Source organism: Billgrantia saliphila, assembly GCF_002930105.1.
GTDB classification, from domain to species: Bacteria; Pseudomonadota; Gammaproteobacteria; order Pseudomonadales; family Halomonadaceae; genus Halomonas; species Halomonas saliphila.
The window spans coordinates 21680-42085 of the sequence record NZ_PJRN01000021.1 but is presented as its reverse complement, the minus strand read 5'-3'; the positions used below and the strand labels follow the sequence as shown (position 1 = coordinate 42085).

16 protein-coding genes and 1 tRNA gene are annotated in these 20406 nt (G+C 63.2%); 10 read left to right on the top strand and 7 right to left on the bottom strand.

The genetic code is table 11. The features are described from left to right. Nucleotides 1-216: 216 nt before the first annotated feature. Together CYJ07_RS18035 and CYJ07_RS18030 are read right to left on the bottom strand one after the other, a co-directional pair. A complete protein-coding gene (locus tag CYJ07_RS18035; protein ID WP_104205107.1) occupies nt 217-1899 on the bottom strand; it encodes a BCCT family transporter in 1683 nt (560 codons plus the stop codon). A gap of 30 nt (nt 1900-1929) precedes the next feature. Next, nucleotides 1930-2355 (bottom strand): universal stress protein, encoded by a 426-nt coding sequence (locus CYJ07_RS18030; RefSeq protein WP_104205106.1) that lies wholly within the window; start codon nt 2353-2355, stop codon nt 1930-1932. Between the two features lie 458 nt (nt 2356-2813). Here CYJ07_RS18030 and CYJ07_RS18025 point away from each other — a divergent pair, with 458 nt between their 5' ends. From CYJ07_RS18025 to CYJ07_RS18000, 6 genes are all read left to right on the top strand, one after another. Beyond that, nucleotides 2814-3959, top strand: a complete 1146-nt coding sequence (locus CYJ07_RS18025) for an ABC transporter ATP-binding protein (RefSeq protein ID WP_104205105.1) — start codon at nt 2814-2816, stop codon at nt 3957-3959. Between the two features lie 50 nt (nt 3960-4009). After that, complete coding sequence (locus tag CYJ07_RS18020; RefSeq protein ID WP_104205104.1) at nt 4010-5134, top strand: extracellular solute-binding protein; 1125 nt, start codon at nt 4010-4012, stop codon at nt 5132-5134. Between the two features lie 84 nt (nt 5135-5218). Beyond that, entirely contained in the window at nt 5219-6472 is a 1254-nt protein-coding gene (locus tag CYJ07_RS18015) for an ABC transporter permease (protein ID WP_104205103.1), read from the top strand. Nucleotides 6473-6475: 3 nt separating this feature from the next. Then, entirely contained in the window at nt 6476-7327 is an 852-nt protein-coding gene (locus CYJ07_RS18010) for an ABC transporter permease (protein WP_104205102.1), read from the top strand. 265 nt (nt 7328-7592) lie between these two features. Beyond that, nucleotides 7593-8042, top strand: a complete 450-nt coding sequence (locus CYJ07_RS20490; protein ID WP_197038424.1) for a hypothetical protein — start codon at nt 7593-7595, stop codon at nt 8040-8042. A 106-nt stretch (nt 8043-8148) separates the two neighbouring features. Continuing rightward, nucleotides 8149-8835 carry a hypothetical protein gene (locus CYJ07_RS18000; RefSeq protein ID WP_104205101.1) on the top strand — a complete coding sequence of 229 codons (687 nt, stop codon included), beginning with the start codon at nt 8149-8151 and terminating at the stop codon, nt 8833-8835. A gap of 217 nt (nt 8836-9052) precedes the next feature. Here CYJ07_RS18000 and CYJ07_RS17995 read toward each other — a convergent pair whose 3' ends face one another. From CYJ07_RS17995 to CYJ07_RS17980, 4 genes are all read right to left on the bottom strand, one after another. Beyond that, nucleotides 9053-10432 carry a sigma-54-dependent transcriptional regulator gene (locus tag CYJ07_RS17995; RefSeq protein ID WP_104205100.1) on the bottom strand — a complete coding sequence of 460 codons (1380 nt, stop codon included), beginning with the start codon at nt 10430-10432 and terminating at the stop codon, nt 9053-9055. Then, entirely contained in the window at nt 10429-11883 is a 1455-nt protein-coding gene (locus CYJ07_RS17990; protein WP_104205099.1) for a sensor histidine kinase, read from the bottom strand. Before CYJ07_RS17990 ends, CYJ07_RS17995 begins: the two co-directional genes overlap by 4 nt. A gap of 61 nt (nt 11884-11944) precedes the next feature. After that, nucleotides 11945-13108, bottom strand: coding sequence for a PQQ-dependent sugar dehydrogenase (locus tag CYJ07_RS17985; protein WP_104205098.1), 1164 nt, complete (start codon nt 13106-13108; stop codon nt 11945-11947). Nucleotides 13109-13230: 122 nt separating this feature from the next. Next, nucleotides 13231-14109, bottom strand: a complete 879-nt coding sequence (locus tag CYJ07_RS17980; protein ID WP_104205097.1) for an AEC family transporter — start codon at nt 14107-14109, stop codon at nt 13231-13233. Between the two features lie 269 nt (nt 14110-14378). Between CYJ07_RS17980 and CYJ07_RS17975 the strand changes: the two genes are divergently transcribed. Beyond that, nucleotides 14379-16289 (top strand): ligand-gated channel protein, encoded by a 1911-nt coding sequence (locus tag CYJ07_RS17975; protein WP_422666980.1) that lies wholly within the window; start codon nt 14379-14381, stop codon nt 16287-16289. A gap of 124 nt (nt 16290-16413) precedes the next feature. Continuing rightward, nucleotides 16414-18219, top strand: coding sequence for an ABC transporter ATP-binding protein (locus CYJ07_RS17970; protein ID WP_104205095.1), 1806 nt, complete (start codon nt 16414-16416; stop codon nt 18217-18219). Nucleotides 18220-18246: 27 nt separating this feature from the next. On the opposite strand, the gene CYJ07_RS17965 is transcribed toward CYJ07_RS17970, so the two are convergent. Beyond that, the gene (locus tag CYJ07_RS17965; protein ID WP_104205094.1) at nt 18247-18849 is read right to left on the bottom strand and encodes a hypothetical protein; all 603 of its coding nucleotides are present in this window, start codon (nt 18847-18849) and stop codon (nt 18247-18249) included. Between the two features lie 134 nt (nt 18850-18983). Between CYJ07_RS17965 and CYJ07_RS17960 the strand changes: the two genes are divergently transcribed. After that, nucleotides 18984-19060: transfer RNA gene (locus tag CYJ07_RS17960), tRNA-Ile, on the top strand. 97 nt (nt 19061-19157) lie between these two features. Continuing rightward, the gene (locus CYJ07_RS20670) at nt 19158-20048 is read left to right on the top strand and encodes a GTP-binding protein (RefSeq protein ID WP_231489684.1); all 891 of its coding nucleotides are present in this window, start codon (nt 19158-19160) and stop codon (nt 20046-20048) included. Nucleotides 20049-20406: the final 358 nt, after the last annotated feature.

The following is a 20406-nucleotide window of genomic DNA, read 5'->3' as shown; positions in this document are numbered from 1 at the left end:
GGAGAACGGCTCCTTAAGCATAGTTATAGTGAGCTTTACGGAATATGCCCGAAGCGACTGCACGTTGCTAGTGGCCCGACGTCATTGATGGGGACTTGACGAAAGCAAAATCATGGCTTTCGCTCACTGTGACCCGGTGAAGCGCGAGCCCATCATGAGGTGCGGCATGCAACCAGGCGGCGCAAGCGCCGCCTGGATGGGCGGGAAGGGTAGGCGTCAGCCTCGCGGCTCGCTCATCAGCCCCTTGACGATGGCATAGCAGCCTACCAGCAATACCAGCGTGAAAGGCAGACCGGTGGAGACGGCCATGGCCTGCAGAGCGGCCAGTCCGCCCCCTAGCAGCAGAGCGATGGCGATGACACCCTCGATGATGGCCCAGAACACTCGCTGCGGCTTGGGGGCATCGACCTTGCCGCCGGCAGTAATGGTGTCGATGACCAGTGAGCCGGAGTCCGACGAGGTGATGAAGAACACCACGACCAGTACGATGCCCACGAAGGAGGTGATGGCAGTGAGCGGCAGCTCACCGAGCATCACGAACAGCTGCAGCTCGAGCGCCGCGTCGCGTACCCCCTCGAAGTCGGCATTGACGAATTGATCGATCGCGGTGCCGCCGAAAGCGGTCATCCACAGCACCGAGACCAGCGACGGCACCAGCAGTACGGCAATCAGGAATTCCCGCACGCTGCGCCCGCGGCTGACACGAGCGATGAACATGCCGACGAAGGGCGACCAGGAAATCCACCATGCCCAGTAGAAGGCGGTCCAGCCTTGGGAGAAGTTGGCATCCTCGCGACCGAAGGGATTCGACAGCGCGGGGAGGTTCACCAGGTAGCCACCGAGGTTCTGGAAGAAGCCGGTCAGGATCAGCAGGGTCGGGCCGACCAGAATGACGAACAGCAGCAGCAGCACCGCCAGCCCCATGTTGATTTCCGAGAGCCGACGCACGCCTTTGTCCACCCCGGCGAGAATCGACACGATGGCCACCGCGGTGATGCCCATGATCAACAGCACCATGGTGGCGTCCGCCTCGGGAACGCCGAAAAGATAGCCCAACCCGGCCGCCGCCTGGGACGCCCCCAGGCCCAGCGAAGTGGCCAGACCGAAGAGGGTGGCGAATACCGCCAGGATATCGACGACATGACCCGGCCAGCCCCAGACCCGCTCGCCCAGCAGCGGGTAGAAGATCGAGCGCATGGTCAGCGGTAGGCCCTTGTTGAACGAAAAGATGGCGAGTGCCAGCGCGACCACGGCGTAGATGGCCCAGGGGTGGAGCCCCCAATGATAGATGGTAGCGGCCATGCCCAGGCGTGCGGCCGCTTCCGGATCGCCCGCAGCGGCGCCTAGCGGCGCCCAATCGGTACGTACACCATCCTCGACGGAAGTGCCTCCGAGCGCCGCGCCGAAATGCGACATCGGCTCCGAGACGCCATAGAACATCAAGCCAATGCCCATGCCTGCGGCGAACAGCATGGCGAACCAGCCGGTATAACTGAAGTCCGGTTTGGCATGCATGCCGCCGATACGCACCTTGCCCAGCGGCGACACGATCAGCCCCAGACAGAGCAGAACGAAAATGTTGCCGGCGAGCAGGAAGAACCAGGCGAGGTTGCCGGTCAGCCAGTCGCGCAGGGCATTGAACAGCGGCTCCACTTCGGCCTGTAGGGCCAGGGTGAGGACCACGAAGAATACCGTGACCAAGGCCGAGATGGTGAAGACCTTGCCATGCAGGTCGATGCTGAAGCCCAGCTTGCTGGTGGCCAGGTTGTCCTGTCCGATGACGTAGTCGGTATCGATCAGGTTGGCCGGTCCCTCTGGAGCCGGCACGCCTTCAGAGGAGGTGTCAGCCTCCCCTGGGCGCTCGTCGCGAGGATCGTTTTCCACGTTGCGCTCTCCCATTGCGTGACATCGATGGCGGTGTGGGTTCGATCAGCCCTCGGTGGGTCTGATGAGAAAGACCGAAATATCGGTATGAGTGGCGATCTTGCCGCCATGGGACGGCAGAATGGCGCCCAGATGTTTCGGTGGATGCGTTGCCATGACCACCAGGTCGGCACCGACATCCCCGATTGCCTGAAGCAGCAGGTCATCCAGATCGGCGGCCGGATCCGCACTGCTCAAGGTTCGGGCACTGATGGGACATCCATGTTCTGCGGCCCGCTGCCGTGCAAAGTCGTCGAGCTTGTGCTGATACTCTTCAGGGGTCCGGGCAACGCTGCTGGGTGTGGTGGACGTAACTCCCACATAGCAGACCTCGGCGGCATAGAGCCGGGCCAGATCGGCGGCCACTTGCAGCGCAGGCTCGAGCACCTCGATATGGGCCAGGTCCACAGGCACCATGAGCTTCTTGTACATGTCGTGCTCTCCCTTCTTCGCGTGAATCCTGCGATCGTCGAGATGCCAGGTCGAACGTTTCCATCGCCTTGCTCCCAAACGATCTCGTTTCCACTAGAAGTGTGGCGACTTTGGTGAATCATGCCAGCGTAACGGCTCAGGCCGGGAGGTTTGCCCCCGGCCTGAATGGTGAACAAATATTGTACACGAAATGAGCCGAACTGCCGAGCCGCTCAAGCACAGTCTTGCCGCGATACGACACGCACAATCCTTTCTGCGATTCGGATAATGTAACGGGGCGTTACCGCTATTTTTGTTCGCTGTCTTTTTCTCATTCAACGGTATTTGGACCCAGCGAGGATTGCAGCCCCGGCGGCGTAGGGATACGGTCTTTACATACTGACAAGAAACACGGCCGGATCACGTTGAGACGAGGCAATCAGGCTTCGTCATGTCGATGGCCGATATGGGAACGCTGAATGAACGAAAGCCTGCAACGAGAAAAACAAGACGACGCAGGAGAGGCGACAGCCGTAGCGGATGCCTGCTTCGCGCGTTTCATCGACGTCCAGAAGAGTTATGACGGCGTCGAACTGGTAGTGAAGGGATTCAATCTCGACGTCCGACGCGGGGAGTTCGTGACGCTGCTGGGCCCCTCCGGCTCCGGCAAGACCACCTGCTTGATGATGATGGCAGGGTTCGAGACCCCCACCCACGGACAGATCCTGCTCCAGGGCGAACCGATCAACGACCTGCCCCCGCACAAGCGCGGCATCGGCATGGTATTTCAGAATTACGCTCTCTTCCCGCACATGTCGGTGGCCGAGAACCTCGCCTTTCCCCTTCAGGTGCGCCATCTTTCGAGGGATGAGATCAAGCGCAAAGTGGCAAAGGCGCTGGCCATGGTGCGACTCGAGGATTTTGGCGATCGCCGCCCGGCGCAGCTCTCCGGTGGTCAGCAGCAGCGCGTGGCGCTGGCTCGCGCGCTGGTCTTCGAGCCGAAGCTGGTGCTGATGGACGAGCCGCTCGGAGCGCTCGACAAGAACCTTCGCGAAGAGATGCAGTACGAGATAAAACGCATCCACGCCGAGTTGGGCGTGACCATGATCTACGTGACCCACGACCAGACCGAAGCGTTGACCATGTCGGACCGCATCGCTGTGTTCAACGACGGCGTGGTGCAGCAGCTCGCCAGCCCCGAAACGCTCTATGAAGCGCCCGAGAACGCCTTCGTCGCCAACTTCATCGGCGAGAACAACCGGCTTCATGGTGAAGTGATCGAGTCGATCGGCGATCGCTGCGAAGTCCGCCTCGACAGCGGCGAGACGGTGGCCGCCCGGCCGGTGGCGGCCGGCGGCATCGGCGCGCGTACGACGCTTTCGCTGCGCCCCGAGCGAGTCGGAATCGTGGGCGAGGGCGACGAGGCGTCCTTCGACAACCATTTTCAGGCCGAGGTGAAGGAGGTGATTTACCTCGGGGATCATCTGCGAACCCGTCTCGAGGTTTGCGGCAATGACGAGTTCATCATCAAGACGCCCAATGCGAAGGGGTTCCCTTCGCTAAGGCCGGGCCAGACCGTCGAGGTCGGCTGGTCCAGTCGCGACTGCCGGGCCCTGGACGCCTGACAGCCGACACTGCTGCCCATACCAACAAGCACAACGAGCGGAGAAGAACCATGCCATATAACGATAATCATGCGGGGAAATTCGCGGGGCGCAGGCTGCTCGCGAGCGCCGTGGCAGGCGTTTCGCTGGTGGGACTGTCGAGCCTGGCCCAGGCACAGCAGACGCTCAACATCGTCTCCTGGGGCGGCGCCTACAGCATGAGCCAGCAGAAGGCCTATCACGAGCCGTGGATGGAGCAGACCGGCGACGAGATCATCAATATCGACCGCAGCGGTAACGCCCTGGCCGGCCTGCGCGCTCAGTCCCAAGCCGGAAACGTGACCTGGGACCTGGTCGACATGCTGCCGGCCGATGCCATGATCGCCTGTGCCGAGGGCCTGATCGAGCCGCTGGATCACGATGAGCTGCTGGCCGACGCGCCTGACGGCACGCCACCCAGCGAGGACTTCGTCGACGGTGCGCTGGGGGAGTGCTTCGTAGCTTCCATCGTCTATTCGAATATCGTCGCCTTCAATTCCGAGATGTTTCCCGACGACGCCCAGCCCAGCACTATCCATGACGTCTTCGATCTCGAGAACTACCCCGGCAAGCGCGCCTTGATGCGCAAGCCGATCAACAACCTGGAATGGGCGCTGGTAGCCGATGGTGTCGCGATCGACGAGGTCTATGACATGCTCGAGACGGAGGAGGGGGTTCAACGCGCCTTCGCCAAGCTCGACACGATCAAGGACGAGGTGATCTGGTGGGAGGAGGGCGCCCAGCCGCCTCAGTTGCTGGCGGACAAGGAGGTGGCCTTCGCCTCGGCCTACAACGGCCGTATCTTCGACGCCATGGTGAGCGAGGATCAGCCCTTCGAGATCATCTGGGACGCCCAGGTGTTCGAGCTGGACGGCTGGGTGGTGCCTACCGGGAAGCTCGACAAGGTTCGGGACTACCTGTACTTCGCCACCGATACCCAGCGACTCGCCGATCAGGCCCAGTACATCTCCTACGGACCGGCGCGCTACTCTTCATCGGACATGGTGTCGAACCATGCCGAGACCGGTATCGACATGATGCCGCACATGCCGACCTTTCCCCCCAACTTCAAGACGGCCATTCAGAAGGATGACGAGTTCTGGGCCGATTACAGCGACGAGCTGACCCAGCGTTTCGACGCCTGGCTGGCCCAGTAACGGAGCGACCGTCACCCGGAGGGACCGGGTGGCGGTCTTCCGGTTGCCTTACCGCTCTATCCGGTCGCTGCATGGAGAGGTCGTGTGTCCGAGTCTTCCGCTATTCCCTTGACCACCGCCGATGGCGTGCCGCTGAAGACCAGCTTGCGGCGAGCCGTGCGACGCTCGCGGGTCAAGGCTTTCCTGCTGGTATCGCCGCTGTTGCTGTTCCTGGTCGTGGCTTTCGTCATGCCCATCTTCGACATGTTGTGGCGCAGCGTCGACAACCCCGAGGTCTCGACCCAGCTTTCGCGCACGGTTACCGCGCTTGAAGGGTGGGACGGCGAGTCACTGCCCGGCGAGGAGGTGTTTGCGGCCCTCGCCGAGGATCTGCGAGAAGGCCAGGAAGCGCGCAATCTGGGGTTGCTGTCGAGCCGCCTCAACTACGAGAAGTCGGGCATGCGCTCGACCATCAGCCGCACGGCACGTCGCCTGCGCACCATGGAGCCGCCTTACAAGGAAGCGATGATCGCGGCCAACGACACCTGGGGTGAGCTGGACACCTGGCAGGTCATTCAGCGCGAGGCCACGCCATGGACGCTCTCCTACTACCTGGCCGCGGTGGACCGTCAGCTCTCGCCCGAAGGCGAGATCGTCAAGGTGCCGGAGCACCTCGAGATTCATGTCTCTCTGTTCTGGCGCACGCTGTGGATGAGTCTGGTCATCACGGCGCTGACGCTGTTGCTCGGCTACCCGATCGCTTTCCTGCTGACTAGCTTGCCGCTGCGCCACTCCAACCTGTTGATGATTCTGGTGCTGCTTCCGTTCTGGACTTCCCTGCTGGTGCGCACCACCACCTGGATCGCGATTCTGCAATCCCAGGGGGTGCTCAACGATCTCCTGGTGGGGCTCGGTGTGATCGCCGATGAGGCGCGTTGGCAGATGATCCACAACAAGACCGGCACCATCGTGGCCATGACGCATATTCTGCTGCCGTTCATGATTTTGCCGCTCTATTCGGTCATGAAGACCATTCCGCCGAGTTACATGCGGGCGGCTCGCTCGCTGGGAGGGCGGCCGTTCACCTGTTTTCGCCGGGTCTACTTCCCGTTGACGATCCCGGGCATCGCCGCTGGTGGCATACTGGTCTTCATACTCTCCATCGGCTACTACATCACCCCGGCGCTGGTGGGCGGTCAGTCGGGACGCTTCATCACCAACACCATCGCCTACCACATGCAGACATCGCTGAACTGGGGCCTGGCGGCCGCCATTGCCTCGATCCTGTTGTTCGTGGTCGTGGTCTGCTATCTCGCATTCAACCGCCTGATCGGCGTCGACAAGGTCAAGCTGGGGTAACCGATGGCCATACCTTCCTACGCCACCCGCGGCGAACGCATCTGGCACTATGTCTTCCTCGGCCTATGTGCGCTCATCTTCCTGTTCCTGGTGGGGCCGCTACTGATCATCATCCCGCTGTCGTTCAACGCTCAGCCCTACTTCACCTTCTCCCAGGAAATGCTGACGCTCGATCCGGCCGGGTACTCGCTGCGCTGGTACGAGGACTTCTTCACGTCTAGCGCTTGGCTCAATGCGATCAAGAACAGTTTCATCGTCGGCATCGCCTCGACCTTTCTGGCCACGATACTGGGAACCGTAGCGGCACTGGGACTATCGAGCCGCCACATGCCGGCACGCAGCGCGATCATGGCATTGCTGATCTCACCCATGATCGTGCCGCTGATCATTTCCGCCGCGGCCATGTTCTTCTTCTTCTCCAAGGTCAATCTGGCCCAGACCTACCTGGGCGTGGTACTGGCTCATACGGTGCTCGGCATCCCCTTCGTGGTGATTACCGTGACCGCGACCCTGTCGAGCTTTGATACCACCCTGATCCGGGCGGCCCATAGCCTGGGCGCCAATCCCACGCGCACCTTCTTCAAGGTGGTGCTGCCGTTGGTGACGCCTGGCGTCGTTTCCGGTGCGCTGTTCGCCTTCATCACCTCCTTCGACGAGGTGGTGGTGGTGCTGTTCCTGGCCGGGCCGGAGCAACGCACCATGCCGATTCAGATGTGGTCGGGCATCCGTGAGCAGATCAGCCCGACAATTCTGGCCGTGGCTACCCTGCTGGTTCTGCTCTCGATGCTGCTGCTTACGACGCTGGAGTTGTTACGTCGTCGCAGCGAGCGCCTGCGGGGTATCAGTCCCGGCTAGCAACTCGGCAGGGCCCGCTTTCACAGGGAGACATCGAGCATGTCTCCCTGCGTCGTTACGGCGGGAGCCGGCGACAAAATGCTGTGGCAGAGCGGCCCATGTGTCAGATTGCACCACCTCCGGCCCGCGTACTCCGCTTCCCTTCTTGTCCGCAAAATCTCCCTAACTTTTTGTATTTGCAATTTTTTTCTTCTCTTTGGCAAGGCTGGCACAGGCTATGCAACGAGATAGGGGAAAGGATGAATCACTTAAAGGGAGACTTCACATGAGCCATGACAAGCATGCAAATTCCCGTCCGGCATGGAGGCTGACGGCTCTGGCCTCTGCAGTGGCTCTTGCGCTGGGTACGTTGTCGCTTGCCGGATGCGGCGATGACGAAGAGGATCTTCCCCCAGTGGAAGAAGAACGGCCCGTCACGGAAGAGCAGACGTCGCCCATGGAGGATGCAACAACCGACCCGGGCATCGACCAGACCGGTACCGCGAGCGGAGACGGTGCAGCGGAGCCCGTGAGCGGTGTTGAAGAGGCGCCGGAAGGAGATGCGCTGACCGAGCAGAATGAGCAGGAAGAATCGCTCCCCGAAGCCGAGCAGGAGCCGGTACCTGAGGGGCAGCAAAACACCATGGAAGGCAATCAGGAAGGCAGTGCTTCGGATACGGGGGCCCTGACCGAGGATGAAGGAGCATCAGCTCCTGCAGACGAGGAGCAGCGGTAACTATCCGCTTCGACCGATCTTATGCTGCCGCCGTGATGAGGCGGCAGGCGAGGGCAGGAAGCCCTCTACATTCGTCGCAAGACGAGAATCTCAGGAGGTGGAAATTATGATGTCCAAGGAATTTCTGAAGACGCTTGGCGTACTTGGTGTGACCATGGGGCTGACCGCAAGCCCGCTGGTCCTGGCCCAGCAGACGCAGCAGGACGAGTATCAGTACGAGTCGAATACTTCGGAGACCATGCCTGAGGCGGCGCCCGGACAGGATGCTTCGCCGAACCGGAACGACCCGGCAGCGCCTGGCGTGAACGGTAATACCGACGATTCCCTCAATCCGGGGGGCGGTACCGGTACGACGACCGGTGGTCAGACTTCACAGGGTATGGGTACCGAGGAAGCACCGGGTCAGGATGCTTCGCCCAACCGTAACGATCCGGCAGCGCCGGGCGTGAACGGTGCCAGCGACGATAACCTCAACCCGGGTGCTGGATCCTCGCAAGGCATGGAAACGTCACCGGGCGTCACTCAGCCTGGCAGCGACTCACAATCCGGAACAGAAGCAGCACCGGGTCATGAAGCCACTCCGGACTCCAACGATCCGGCAGATCCTGGCTTCGACGCCACCACTGAGGAAGAGGGCGCCTTCTCACCGGGTACCGAGCCGCAGCCGGGCACTCAAGGTGCTGAAGGCGAGTCCGGCTTCGGTGATGGCACCGAGCCCATGCCGGGCGAAGAGGAATTCGAGAACGAGGAAGAAGAGTGGGACTATCCGGAAGAGGATAACGGCGAGTCGTAACTCTCCGCCCACTGGCCCCGGCCCAGCCGGGGCCTCAGGACATTCGCGCAAGGACGCGCACAAAGTATGACGCAGCGTAATCCGCTGGCGGCCGCCACCCTCCCCCCTTGCTCCGCCAGTTGGATTGCATGGCGTACTTGGCCCCCGAGCTCCCACGGGGGCTTTTTTCGTGCACCCTTCGCCAGCTCGAAGACGGTTCGCGAAAGCACCTGGCGAATCAATCTTCCTCGAGGCGTCGGTATAGCGTTCGCCTGGCGATACCCAGGATATCAGCGGTGCGTCGCTTGTTCCCTCCGGTGGCTTCCAGCACCTTTTGGATGTAGCGCTTTTCGACCTCTTCCAGGCTCGGCCAGCTTTGCTGTGTCGGCGCGACCAGCGCGTTGCCCTCGGTGGGGCGAATGTTGCGCTGCTCTTGGCCATGCTGACGGATGCGCTCGGGCAGGTCGGCATAGCTGAGTAGGCCGTCCTCGGCCAGGGTCACGGCGCGCATGATGGCATTTTCCAGTTCACGAACGTTACCGGGATAGGGATAGTCGAGCAGGGCCTGGAGTGCTGTCGGTTCGATGCGTTCGATGCTCTTGCCCTGGCTGCTGGCGTGCTTGTCGATCATGGCCGAGATCAGCCGCTCGATGTCGCCTTGGCGCTCGCGCAGTGGCGGGATGCGCAGCGAGAAGGTCTCCAGCCGGTAGAAGAGGTCGCTACGGAAGTTGCCGCTCTCGATCTCTTGTTCCAGTTCGCGATGCGTCGCGGCGATGATGCGAACGTTCACCGACTCCTCCTTCTCGGCACCGACCGCCTTGACCATCTTTTCCTGCAGGGCGCGCAGCAGCTTGGCCTGCAAGCCGGGGGACATCTCACCGATCTCATCGAGGAACAGGCTGCCACCGTTTGCGGCTTGGAAAAGCCCCTGACGCGATTCGTTGGCCCCGGTGAAAGCACCCTTCACGTGGCCGAAGAATTCACTCTCCATCAGTTCGGAGGGAATGCTGGCACAGTTGACGGCCACGAAGGGGCATTCGGCGCGGGGGCTCTCGGCATGAATGGCGCGGGCCAGGAGCTCCTTGCCGGTGCCGCTCTCACCGAGGACCAGTATCGGCGCATCGCTCTTGGCCAGCCTCGCGGCGTCATGGAAAAGTGACTGCATGCCTTCACTTTCGCCGACGATGCCATGGAAGTGGCCGGTCGGCGACGCCTGTTGAAAGCGCTCGGCCAGGCGGCGATTCTCCAGGACACGAAAGACCGCCTCGCCCACGCCCTCCAGATCCAGCGGCTTGGTCAGGAAATCGTCGGCGCCTATCTTGAGGGCCTCGACCGCCTGGTCGATAGTGCCGAAGGCGGTGATGACGATGAAACCCACGTGGCTGCCTTCGCTGCGCAGTTGTTCCAGCAGCTGCATGCCGCTCATGCCCGGAAGGCGCACATCGCTGATGATCAGCGACACTTCGGTATGGCTCAGCGTGGCAACGGCATCCTCGGCGCTTCCGGCTCCCAGGGTCCTGTAACCCGCTTCCTGGAGTTCCTCCTCCAGCAGCTCCAGGATGGCGGCGTCGTCCTCGACGATCAGTATCGGCAGTGAATCAGAGTGGCTTCCTGTCACGCGGTTCCTCCTTCGTCGGTATCGCGCCGGGGAAGTCCGATTTCGAAGCCGGCTCCGCCCAGCTCGCTATCGAACACCCCGACGGTACCGCCGTGATCGTTGATGATTCGGTGAACCATGGATAGCCCAAGGCCGCTGCCTTGGCCCACGGGCTTGGTGGTGAAGAAGGGGTCGAATACCTTCGGCTTGTCCGCATCGCTGATACCCGAGCCGTCATCCTCCACCCACAGCGACAGCCAATCCTCGCTCTCACGAGCCCGGATCCGCACCCGACCAACCCCCTCGGCCTGGGCGGCATTGCGCATCAGATTGGTCAGGACCTGGATCAACTGCTGTCCGTTGGCCAGTAGCGGCGAAGCGGAGGAGGGCAGGTCGAGCTCCAGGCGAATGGCGCGCTGCTCGAGATCCTCCTCCACCAGTTCGCGTGCCGTCTCCAGCAGCTCGTGAAGATCCAGCGGCTCCTTCTCCACGTTGTGGCGACGCCCCAGCTCCATCAGCTGGCGCACGATCTCCACGATGCGCTCCACTTCGCCGCGGATGCGCCCCAGCTTGGCCCGATCGTCGTCACTCAGCGTATCGCGACGGGCCAGACGCTGGGCCTGGCCGTTGATCACGGTCAGCGGTGCGCCGATCTCGTGCGCCACCCCCGCGGCCAGTACTCCCAGTTCGGCCAGTTTCTTTGACTTGCGCAGCCGCTTTTCCAGCTCGATCTCCTTGCGCCGGCGTGCCTCGATATCGGCATCCTTCTCGGCCATGGCATCGAGCATGCCGTTGAGCGCCACCGCCAGGCGCTCGTACTCCTGAGGGCCCTGCGCTTCGGCACGCTGGCCGCGATCGCCGGCCTCGACGCGCTGCATGACGGCAAGAAGACGCTCCAGCGGCCGTTCGATATGGCGACGGAACCCCCACCAGATCCCCAGCACGATGCCGGCAGCCGCGACGACGAAGGCCAACAGGGCCAGCAGGCTGAGGAAGCCGGTGTACTTCTCGATGCCGGTATTGAGCCGGTTGACCTGGAGCACGCCTTGCACCTCGCCGGTCGCCGAGGTGAGCGGTTTCAGGGCCGAGTAGTAGTGCCAACCGTCATGCTCACGGTAGGCGGCGCGCATCTCGCCATGCTCGGCCACCTCTCGAATGGTTTCGGGGCTGAACAGCGCCTGCCCGAGCCCGAGGCCGTAGATCTCGCGGCCCTGGGCATCGAAGACGTACGCGCCGTAGATCCGGTGGAAGGAGAAGGCGGAATAGAGCGACTCCTCCAACGGCTCGGTGGCGTTGCGGGACAGCGCATGGCTCAGGGTGGTGCCGATCACGTTGGTGATGACCTGCACCTCCCGCTCCAGCCGGGAGCGCACATTGTCCTCGAGCGACTTGATGGCGACCAGACTGAAGACCAGCAGCACGAGGAACAGCGGAGCGATGACGGTAGTGAGTATCAGATTGCGTAGGCGCATGGCAGCTCGCGGGCGGCGTTCGACGATAGCCGGCGCCGGGCAGGCCGGCGCCGCTCCTGGTTCATTGCACCGGACTCAGCCGATAGAGGCTGCCCTGCGTATCGTCGCTGAGCAGATAGATGGCATCGTCCCAGCCCTGGCGAACGTCGCGAATGCGGCCGATTTCCCCGTCCAGGATGACTTCGCTATCGACCACCTGGCCGTTCTCGAGGGACAGGCGCAGGAGTCGCTCGCTCAGCAAGCCGCCCGCCAACAAGTCGCCCTGCCAGCCCGTGAAGGCCTCTGAGGTGACCTGAGCCAGGCCGGCAGGAGCGAAGCGACCCTCGAAGACGTAGGCGGGGTCGCGCATGCCCGGTGCGCTGTCGCGTCCCATGCGTTTATCGCTCGAGTAGGCGAATCCCAGCGAGACTTCCGGCCAGCCGTAGTTCTCCCCGGGCTCGATGCGATTGAGTTCGTCGCCGGTGCGAGGGCCGTGTTCCGTCGCCCAGAGGGTGCCGTCGCTGGCGACCGCCAGTCCCTGGGGGTTGCGGTTGCCCATGGAATAGATTTCGTCGGCAACGGCATTGTCGTCGACGAAAGGGTTGTCGTCCGGCACTTCGCCGTCATCGGTCAGGCGCAACACACTGCCGGCGTGATCCCCGCCGTCCTGGGCGCGTTCGCTGTCGCCGCGGTCGCCGATGCTCATCGCCAGGGTGCCGTCCTCCAGCCAGGCGAGGCGCGAACCGTAATGACGGCCAGGATCGGAATAGCGGTTCTGCTCGAACAGCGTCTCAAGGTCTTCCAGCCGAGCGTCTCCGAGCCGGGCACGGCTCAGAGCCGTGGCGGTGCCGCCGTCGCCGGGTTTGCTCCAGGTGAAATAGATCCAGTCGTGCTCGCCATCGCCGTAGCGAGGGTGAAGGCTGACATCGAGCAACCCGCCCTGCGTTCGGGCGTTGACCTCGGGAATGCCCTCCAGTTGGGTCGGCTCGCCATCGTTGCCGATCAGTACCAGCCGACCGGGACGCTCGCTGACCAGGAAGCGGCCGTCGGGCAGCATCGCCATGGCCCAGGGATGTTCCAATCCGGAGGCGACGCGCTCCAGGCGCAGGTCGAGATGTTCGGTGGCAATGCGCTCTTCCACTACCTCCGCCGAGTAGGCGCCGGTGGACACTCCACCGAGACCCGCCAAGACCCAGGCGACACGAGCCGGCAGCGACATCGCCAGCCGCTTGCTTGCAACGTCCATCTGCTCCTCCCTTGCTTTGCGATCCGCCCCCAGGTTGTGACCCGCTTGCGGTTGGGGTGTTCCTGTCACCCTTCGGTGCGCTTGAGCTCCCTATACATAAGTTAGCGCTACATCAAATCATGCTACATCAATACGGCCAGCAGTACCGGCAGATAGATCAATGCCAGCAGCGTCGAGCAGAAGACCAGGCTGGCGACGTAAGCCGGTTCCCGCCTGGCGCGCTGCGCGAACAAGTAGTTGAACACGGCGACCGGCATGCTCATCTGCAGGATGAGGATGCTGTGCGCCAGGGGCGGCAGGCCCAGCAGGGTCCCGACCCCCCATGCCAGCAGAACCGCCACCGGCGTGCGCAGCAGACTGAAGCCGATTCCCGACCGCAGGTTCTTCACCTGGATGCTGGCTAGCGACACGCCCAGAGTGATCAGCATCAGCGGCACGGTGAAACCGGAGATCAGGTCGACACTGTTGGCCAGCCAGAGCGGCAGCTCGGTCTCGGTCAGCAGCAGGGTCAACGCTATCAGGATAGCGTAAACCGTCGGTGTCCTGACCAGAGTGCGCAGGGGGTTGCCGCTGCTGCTAGCCATGATGGCGCCGAGGGTGAACTGGAACAGCGAGACGGTCACCATCACGGTGATGCCATAGGCGAAACCGGCGCTGCCGAAGGCATACAGCACCACGGGAAGCCCCATGTTGCCGGTGTTGGGGTACATCATCGGCGCCAGCAGGACACGCCAGTCGCGACGCAACAGGCGAGACACGACGAAGGTGGCGGCGGCCATGCTGAGAATCACCAGGGCGGTGGCCAGCATGGTGCGCCCGAAGGTGCCGGCGTCGATTTCGGCGCCGGCGAGAGAGGCCAGCACCAGAGCGGGGGTACCGATATTGAAGACCAGACGGGTGACGAACTCGACGGGATAGGGATGACCCAGGCGAATCCAGGTGAAACCGAGCCCGGCACCGGACAGTACCGGCGCCATGACGGCGAAGAGTTCGGCGAGCATCGCACTTCCTTGATCAGGTGAACGGCTATTGTCCTGAATCCAGGGCCGGGGAAGCAACCGGCCGGCTCGCTGAAAGCGGCCTGGACCATGAGCCGAGCCGTACGAGTCGTTGCCTCAAGCGCAACGCACCGTTCGGGACATGATGGTGACTAACGTGTAACAATGAGATTCATTATCATTATCCCGAGTGTGAGGAGAATCCCGTGTCGCCGTCTCGACTTGTCGCGTTACATGCCTGCCGCCCCCTTGTCGTGGGAACCCTGTTCTCCGTGGCCGCCTCGCCGAGTGTCGCCCAGGAAACCCAGCAGCTCGGTACCGTGGTGGTGACCGCGGCGGGATACGAGCAGCAGCTGCAGAATGCTCCCGCCTCGATCAGCGTGATCACCCGCGAGCAGCTGCAGGCTCGTCACTATCAAGACGTGACCGATGCGCTGCGCGACGTGCCGGGCGTGATCGTGACCGGTGGCGGGGCGGGCGACAACGGTGCCGATATCACCATTCGCGGCATGCCCTCCCAGTACACGCTGCTGATGGTCGACGGGCGCGTGCGCAACACTCGCGAGACACGTCCCAACGGTAGCGCCGGCTTCGAGCAGGACTGGATGCCGCCGCTTGCCTCGATCGAGCGCATCGAGGTGATCCGTGGGCCCATGTCAACGCTGTACGGCTCAGATGCCATCGGCGGGGTCATCAACGTCATCACACGCAAGGTCGCGCGGGAGTGGCATGGCGAGGTGCAGCTCGACACAGTGCTGCAGCAGAGCGACGACTCGGGCGACAGCCGCCAGGGCAATTTCTACCTCAGCGGTCCGCTGGTGCAGGACCGCCTGGGGCTGCAGCTCTACGGTCGCGCCTCGCAGCGCGATGAGGACGATGTCCTCTATGGCTACGAGGACAAGCAGTTGCAGAGCCTGACCGGGCGCCTGACCTTCACGCCGAATGACAACCACGACTTCGCCCTCGAAGCCGGGCGCACCCATCAGGAACGACGCTCGCTGATGGGCCGCACAGCACCGACCGAAGGCTGCCGCGGTGGCTGCTCCGACAGTTTCGGCGAATACACCCATGAGCAGCTCGCACTCTCCCACACAGGCCGCTGGAGCGTGGGCACCAGCGAGACCTACGTGCAGCGCGAAGTGAGCGAGAACCGCGCCCGCGAGATCGAGATCACCAATACCACGGCCCGGACCAGCCTCGTGCTGCCGCTGGGCGATCATATGCTGACCCTGGGTGCGGACTACGAAGAGGAGTCGCTCGACGACGCCACCACCAACCAGATCTCCGATCGCACCCACGTGGAGAACAGCCAATGGGCGCTGTTCGCCGAAGACGAATGGTGGCTGACCCCAACCTGGTCGCTGACCGGCGGCGTGCGTCTGGATGACGACGAGAACTACGGCAGCCACGTCAGTCCGCGCCTCTATAGCGTGTGGAATCTGTCGCCCGTGTGGACCCTCAAGGGCGGTGTCTCGACCGGCTTCCGTTCGCCCAACCTGCGCGAGATCACCGCGGACTGGGGGCAGACCAGCCGCGGCGGCGATGTCTACGGCAACCCCGATCTCGAACCGGAGACCTCGCTTAACAAGGAATTGGCCCTGCTGTATGGCGATGCCAGCGGCCTGAACGGTGGCGTGACCCTGTTCCACAACGACTTCAAGGACAAGATCACGCGTGTGGCCTGTCCCGTCGATATCTGTGACGCCGGGCCCAACCAGTTCGGAAGCGATCCTACCTATCGGATCAACGTCGACGAGGCGGTGACCCGGGGCGTCGAGCTTTCGTTGACCACACCGCTGGGCGATGCGCTCGACCTGACCGGCAGCTACACCTTTACCGACTCCGAGCAGAAGAGCGGCGAGTACCAGGGCGAACCGTTGACCCAGCTGCCCAGGCACCAGGCTTCACTGTCGCTCGACTGGCAGGTCACCGGCCGGCTCAGCCAGTGGACCAAGGTGACCTATCGCGGCGAGGAGAGCCAGCCCAACACCGGCCCTTCCCAGAGCGACATCGTGGCGCCGTCCTACACCTTCGTGGACGCGGGCATCGGCTTTCAGCTGACTCCCACCACCAAGGTCAACGCCGGGATCTACAATCTCTTCGACGAAGAGATCGATTACGACGAATACGGCTACGTGGAAGACGGTCGTCGCGTGTGGCTGAGCCTCAACGTGGCCTTCTGATCAAGCCCCAGGCATAGCGGCACGACACGAGCCGGGCCCCCAATCATCTCGGGCGGCCCGGCTTCGTCTTGGTGTCAGCCGCCTGACCCGGTAAGCTGCGACTCTTGTTCGAAAGGGATTCCTCATGTCTGCCAACGCTTCCGCCAACAGTTTCCAGGCCCTGGTGCGCCTGCTGCGCTATGCCCGTGGCTATCGTCGTCGCATCGTCGCGGCAACGACCTGCTCGATCATCAACAAGCTGTTCGACATCGCTCCCGAGATCCTCATCGGCGTGGCGATCGACGTGGTGGTCAACCAGGAGCGCAGCTTTGTCGCCCGGGCGGGCTTCGAGACCGCGCAGGAGCAGATATTCGTCCTGGCGGTGCTGACCTTCTTCATCTGGGCCGGCGAGTCGCTGTTCGAATATCTCTACCAGATCCTGTGGCGCAACCTGGCCCAGCGCCTGCAGGCCGACATGCGCCTGGACACCTACGAGCACGCCCAGCGCCTGGACATGGCCTATTTCGAGTCGAAGAGCTCGGGGCAGCTCGTGGCGACCATGAACGACGACGTGAACCAGCTCGAGCGCTTCCTCGACGGCGGCGCCAATTCGCTGGTGCAGGTCGGCGTCACCGTGGTCGCGGTGGGGGCCGTGTTCTTCTTCATCTCGCCGCTGATCGCGCTGCTCGCCTTCACCCCGATCCCGCTGATCATCTGGGGCGCCTTCTATTTCCAGCGCAAGGCGGGGCCGCTCTACGCCGACGTGCGCGAGAAGGTGGGCGATCTCGCCAGCCGGCTTTCCAACAACCTCTCCGGCATCGCTACCATCAAGAGCTTCACCAGCGAGGCGCGCGAGGCCGAGCGCCTGCGCCAGGTCAGCGAGGCCTACGTCGAGGCCAACCGCCGTGCCATTCGCGTCAGCTCGGCGTTCATTCCGGTGATTCGCATGGCGATTCTCGCCGGCTTTCTCGCCACCTTCACGGTGGGCGGCATGATGGCGCTGCGCGGCGACCTCAACGTCGGCGCCTACGGCGTGCTGGTGTTCCTCACCCAGCGCCTGCTGTGGCCGCTAACGGGGCTGGCCGAGGTGATCGACCTGTTCGAGCGCGCCATGGCCAGCACCCGGCGCATCCTCGACCTGCTGGCGGTGCCGATCACCGTGCGCGATCGGAGCGACCGGCCGCTCGCCGGCCCGGTACGCGGCGAGGTGAGCTTCGAGGACGTGAGCTTTCATTACGAGGCCAGTGGCGTCGGCGTCGAGGGGGTGAGCCTGACGGTACCCGCCGGCAACACCCTGGCGCTGGTGGGAGCAACCGGGTCCGGCAAGTCGACCCTGATGAAGCTACTGCTGCGCTTCTACGACCCCGAGGCCGGACAGGTCCGCATCGACGGCCAGCCGATCGCCGATGTGAGCCTGCACTCCCTGCGTCAGGCCATCGGCCTGGTGAGCCAGGACGTCTATCTCTTCGAGGGCACGGTGCGCGATAACATCGCCTACGGCCGCCCGGAGGCGAGCGAGGCGGAAGTGGTCGCGGCGGCGCGCACCGCCGAGGCGTGGGAATTCATCCAGGCGCTGCCCCAGGGGCTCGACACCCAGGTGGGCGAACGCGGCGTGCGACTCTCCGGTGGGCAGCGCCAGCGCCTCTCGCTGGCCCGAGCGCTGCTCAAGGATCCACCGATCCTGGTACTCGACGAGGCCACCAGCGCCGTGGACAACGAGACCGAGGCGGCCATCCAGCGCTCGCTGGCCAAGATCGGCCACGGCCGTACGGTCATCATGATCGCCCACCGGCTCTCGACCATCGTGCATGCCGACGAGATCGTGGTGATCGAGGGCGGGCGGGTCGCCGAACGCGGCACCCACGACGAACTGCTCGAGAAGGGCGGCCGCTACGCCGCGCAGTGGAAGGTGCAGACGGGTGCCCTGGCGGCTAGCGAGGCGATTGTCTGAGCAGGGCTCGCTACCGACTAAGAGACATCAAGTCTCTGGTTGCACCAGCATCGCGTCGAGGGTGACCGGCACCTCGTCGCCGATCTGCTCGTAGCCGAGCAACAGCAGCACGGAGCGCAGGGTGGGGTCGGCCATCAGGGTGCGACCGTCCAGCGCCACGCGTTCGGCATTGGTCACCTGCACCTGGCCTTGGGCCGTCTTGGTGAAGCGCACCGGCAGCGACTCCTCCCGCATGGCATTGCCCGACTCAACCTTGAGCGTCAGGGTTTCCACCAGCGACTCGCCCACCGCCAGGCGTTCCAATCGCTCCGGCGGAAATTGAGTGGTCAGCGTGGCCAGGGGGCGTTGGGTCAGCCCTGAAAGCCACGGCGGCAATGACCCGAGCCGCTCGATCACATCGCTCTGGTTGAGGCTCAGCGGTAGGCGCAGGGTGCCGTCCTCGTCGGCACTGCCGACCAGCCGACGCACCTCGTGCTGGCGGGGAACGGGGCCGTCGGGGGTGATCTGCATCACCGTGGCCGACACACGCGAGCGCTCCGGCTCGAGCTCCCAGGCCAATGCCGGCAGGGCGAGCAGCAGGGTGGAGGCACCCAGGGCAGTCAGCGATAAAGCAGAGGAAAGGCGTTTCATGGGCGGAGCGTCTCCTGGCGATGGCACTCTTCCCGAGACACGCCGAACGCCGGGAAGTGCCCGAACGGTAAATCCAACACATCGGCCTCTGGCCTCGCCCAGTGCCTTTCGCTATCATACGGCGGCGCAATGCAGGGCCTATAGCTCAGTTGGTTAGAGCAGGGGACTCATAATCCCTTGGTCGCTGGTTCGAGTCCAGCTGGGCCCACCATTAAAATCAGGGCGTTAGCAATTCTCCCTGGTGAGTCCCATGTTCCAAGGGTACAGTTTCGGTACAGTGCCGATCCTTCAGCCCCCTGGAGATTTACATGGCCAGCATCGTCAAGACCCCCTCTGGTAGCTGGAAAGTCGTCATCCGCAAGACCGGCTGGCCCACTACCGCCAAGACCTTCCGCACCAAGCGCGACGCCCAGGACTGGGCACGCCGCACCGAAGACGAGATGGTGCGCGGTGTCTATACCCAGCGCAGCGCCTCGGAGCGGATGACGCTGGAAGCGGCACTCAAGCGCTACCTGGCCGACATCACCCCCACCAAGAAGCCCAGCACCCAGAAGTGCGAACGCCACAAGGCGAACACGCTGATCGAGCAGTTGGGGAAGTACTCCCTTGCGGCACTAACGCCGGAACTTATCGCCAGCTACCGCGACACGCGGCTCAACAGCCTGGGACGCAGGGGGGCAGCCCATCAGCCCCAATACCGTGCGCCTGGAACTCGCCCTGCTCGGCCATCTTTGCACTGTCGCTATCCAGGGATGGGGCCTGGGCCTGACCTACAACCCCGTCCAGAACATCCGCAAGCCCAGCCCGGGGGAGGGGCGAGATCGGCGCCTGAGCCCCGACGAGGAGAAGCGGCTGTTCGCTGGAGCGAGGCGCCTAAGTTTCGCCCCGTGCGTTCAGGTCTCTCCACGGCGACGAGCATCAATGCCCTGGGGCTCGAGACGCTCAGCTGGAAGCGCGAGTCTGCCATGGTTATGAATGAGGTGAGTGCGTTATTACATGAGATGCCCAAGCAGATCCTGCGCTTTAATGGCGTCGTTCGCCTGGACGACGGTAGCGTACTGGCACGGCAGTGTGCGGCGGGGCGGTTAACCAGCCGGGAGATTGAAAACTGGTTTAAAGACGAGAGCGAACTGGACTTCATCGGAGAGGACTCGCCATTTCTCTGTGAATGGCTAACCCAGCGCTTAGATAGTTTGTAATGCTCAAATGAGTAGAGTTTTTCAACTCGCTGTATGTTAGGCGCGCGTCAACCAAATTCCTTGTCTGCTTGCGGAAGGGAAAACTGCTAAGCGCTACTTTTATCGTAGAGTAATACTTCGATACCGAGCTGGGGCATACTAGAACCCCGGCCAACGGAATATAATTTACCAGCTTTGCGCTTGGCCTCACGGACGAAGTTGATGTTCACTCCAGGCTGCAGCACGACCTGGGCAATTGGGGCATCGCCCTGCAGGCAGGCCGACACGATTTTGACCTTGAAGGCAGGGTCGGAACACCGACGACGGCGAATCTTGCGCTCAGTGCTTGGGGAGATCACCGGCTCCAAGCTTCAGCGCA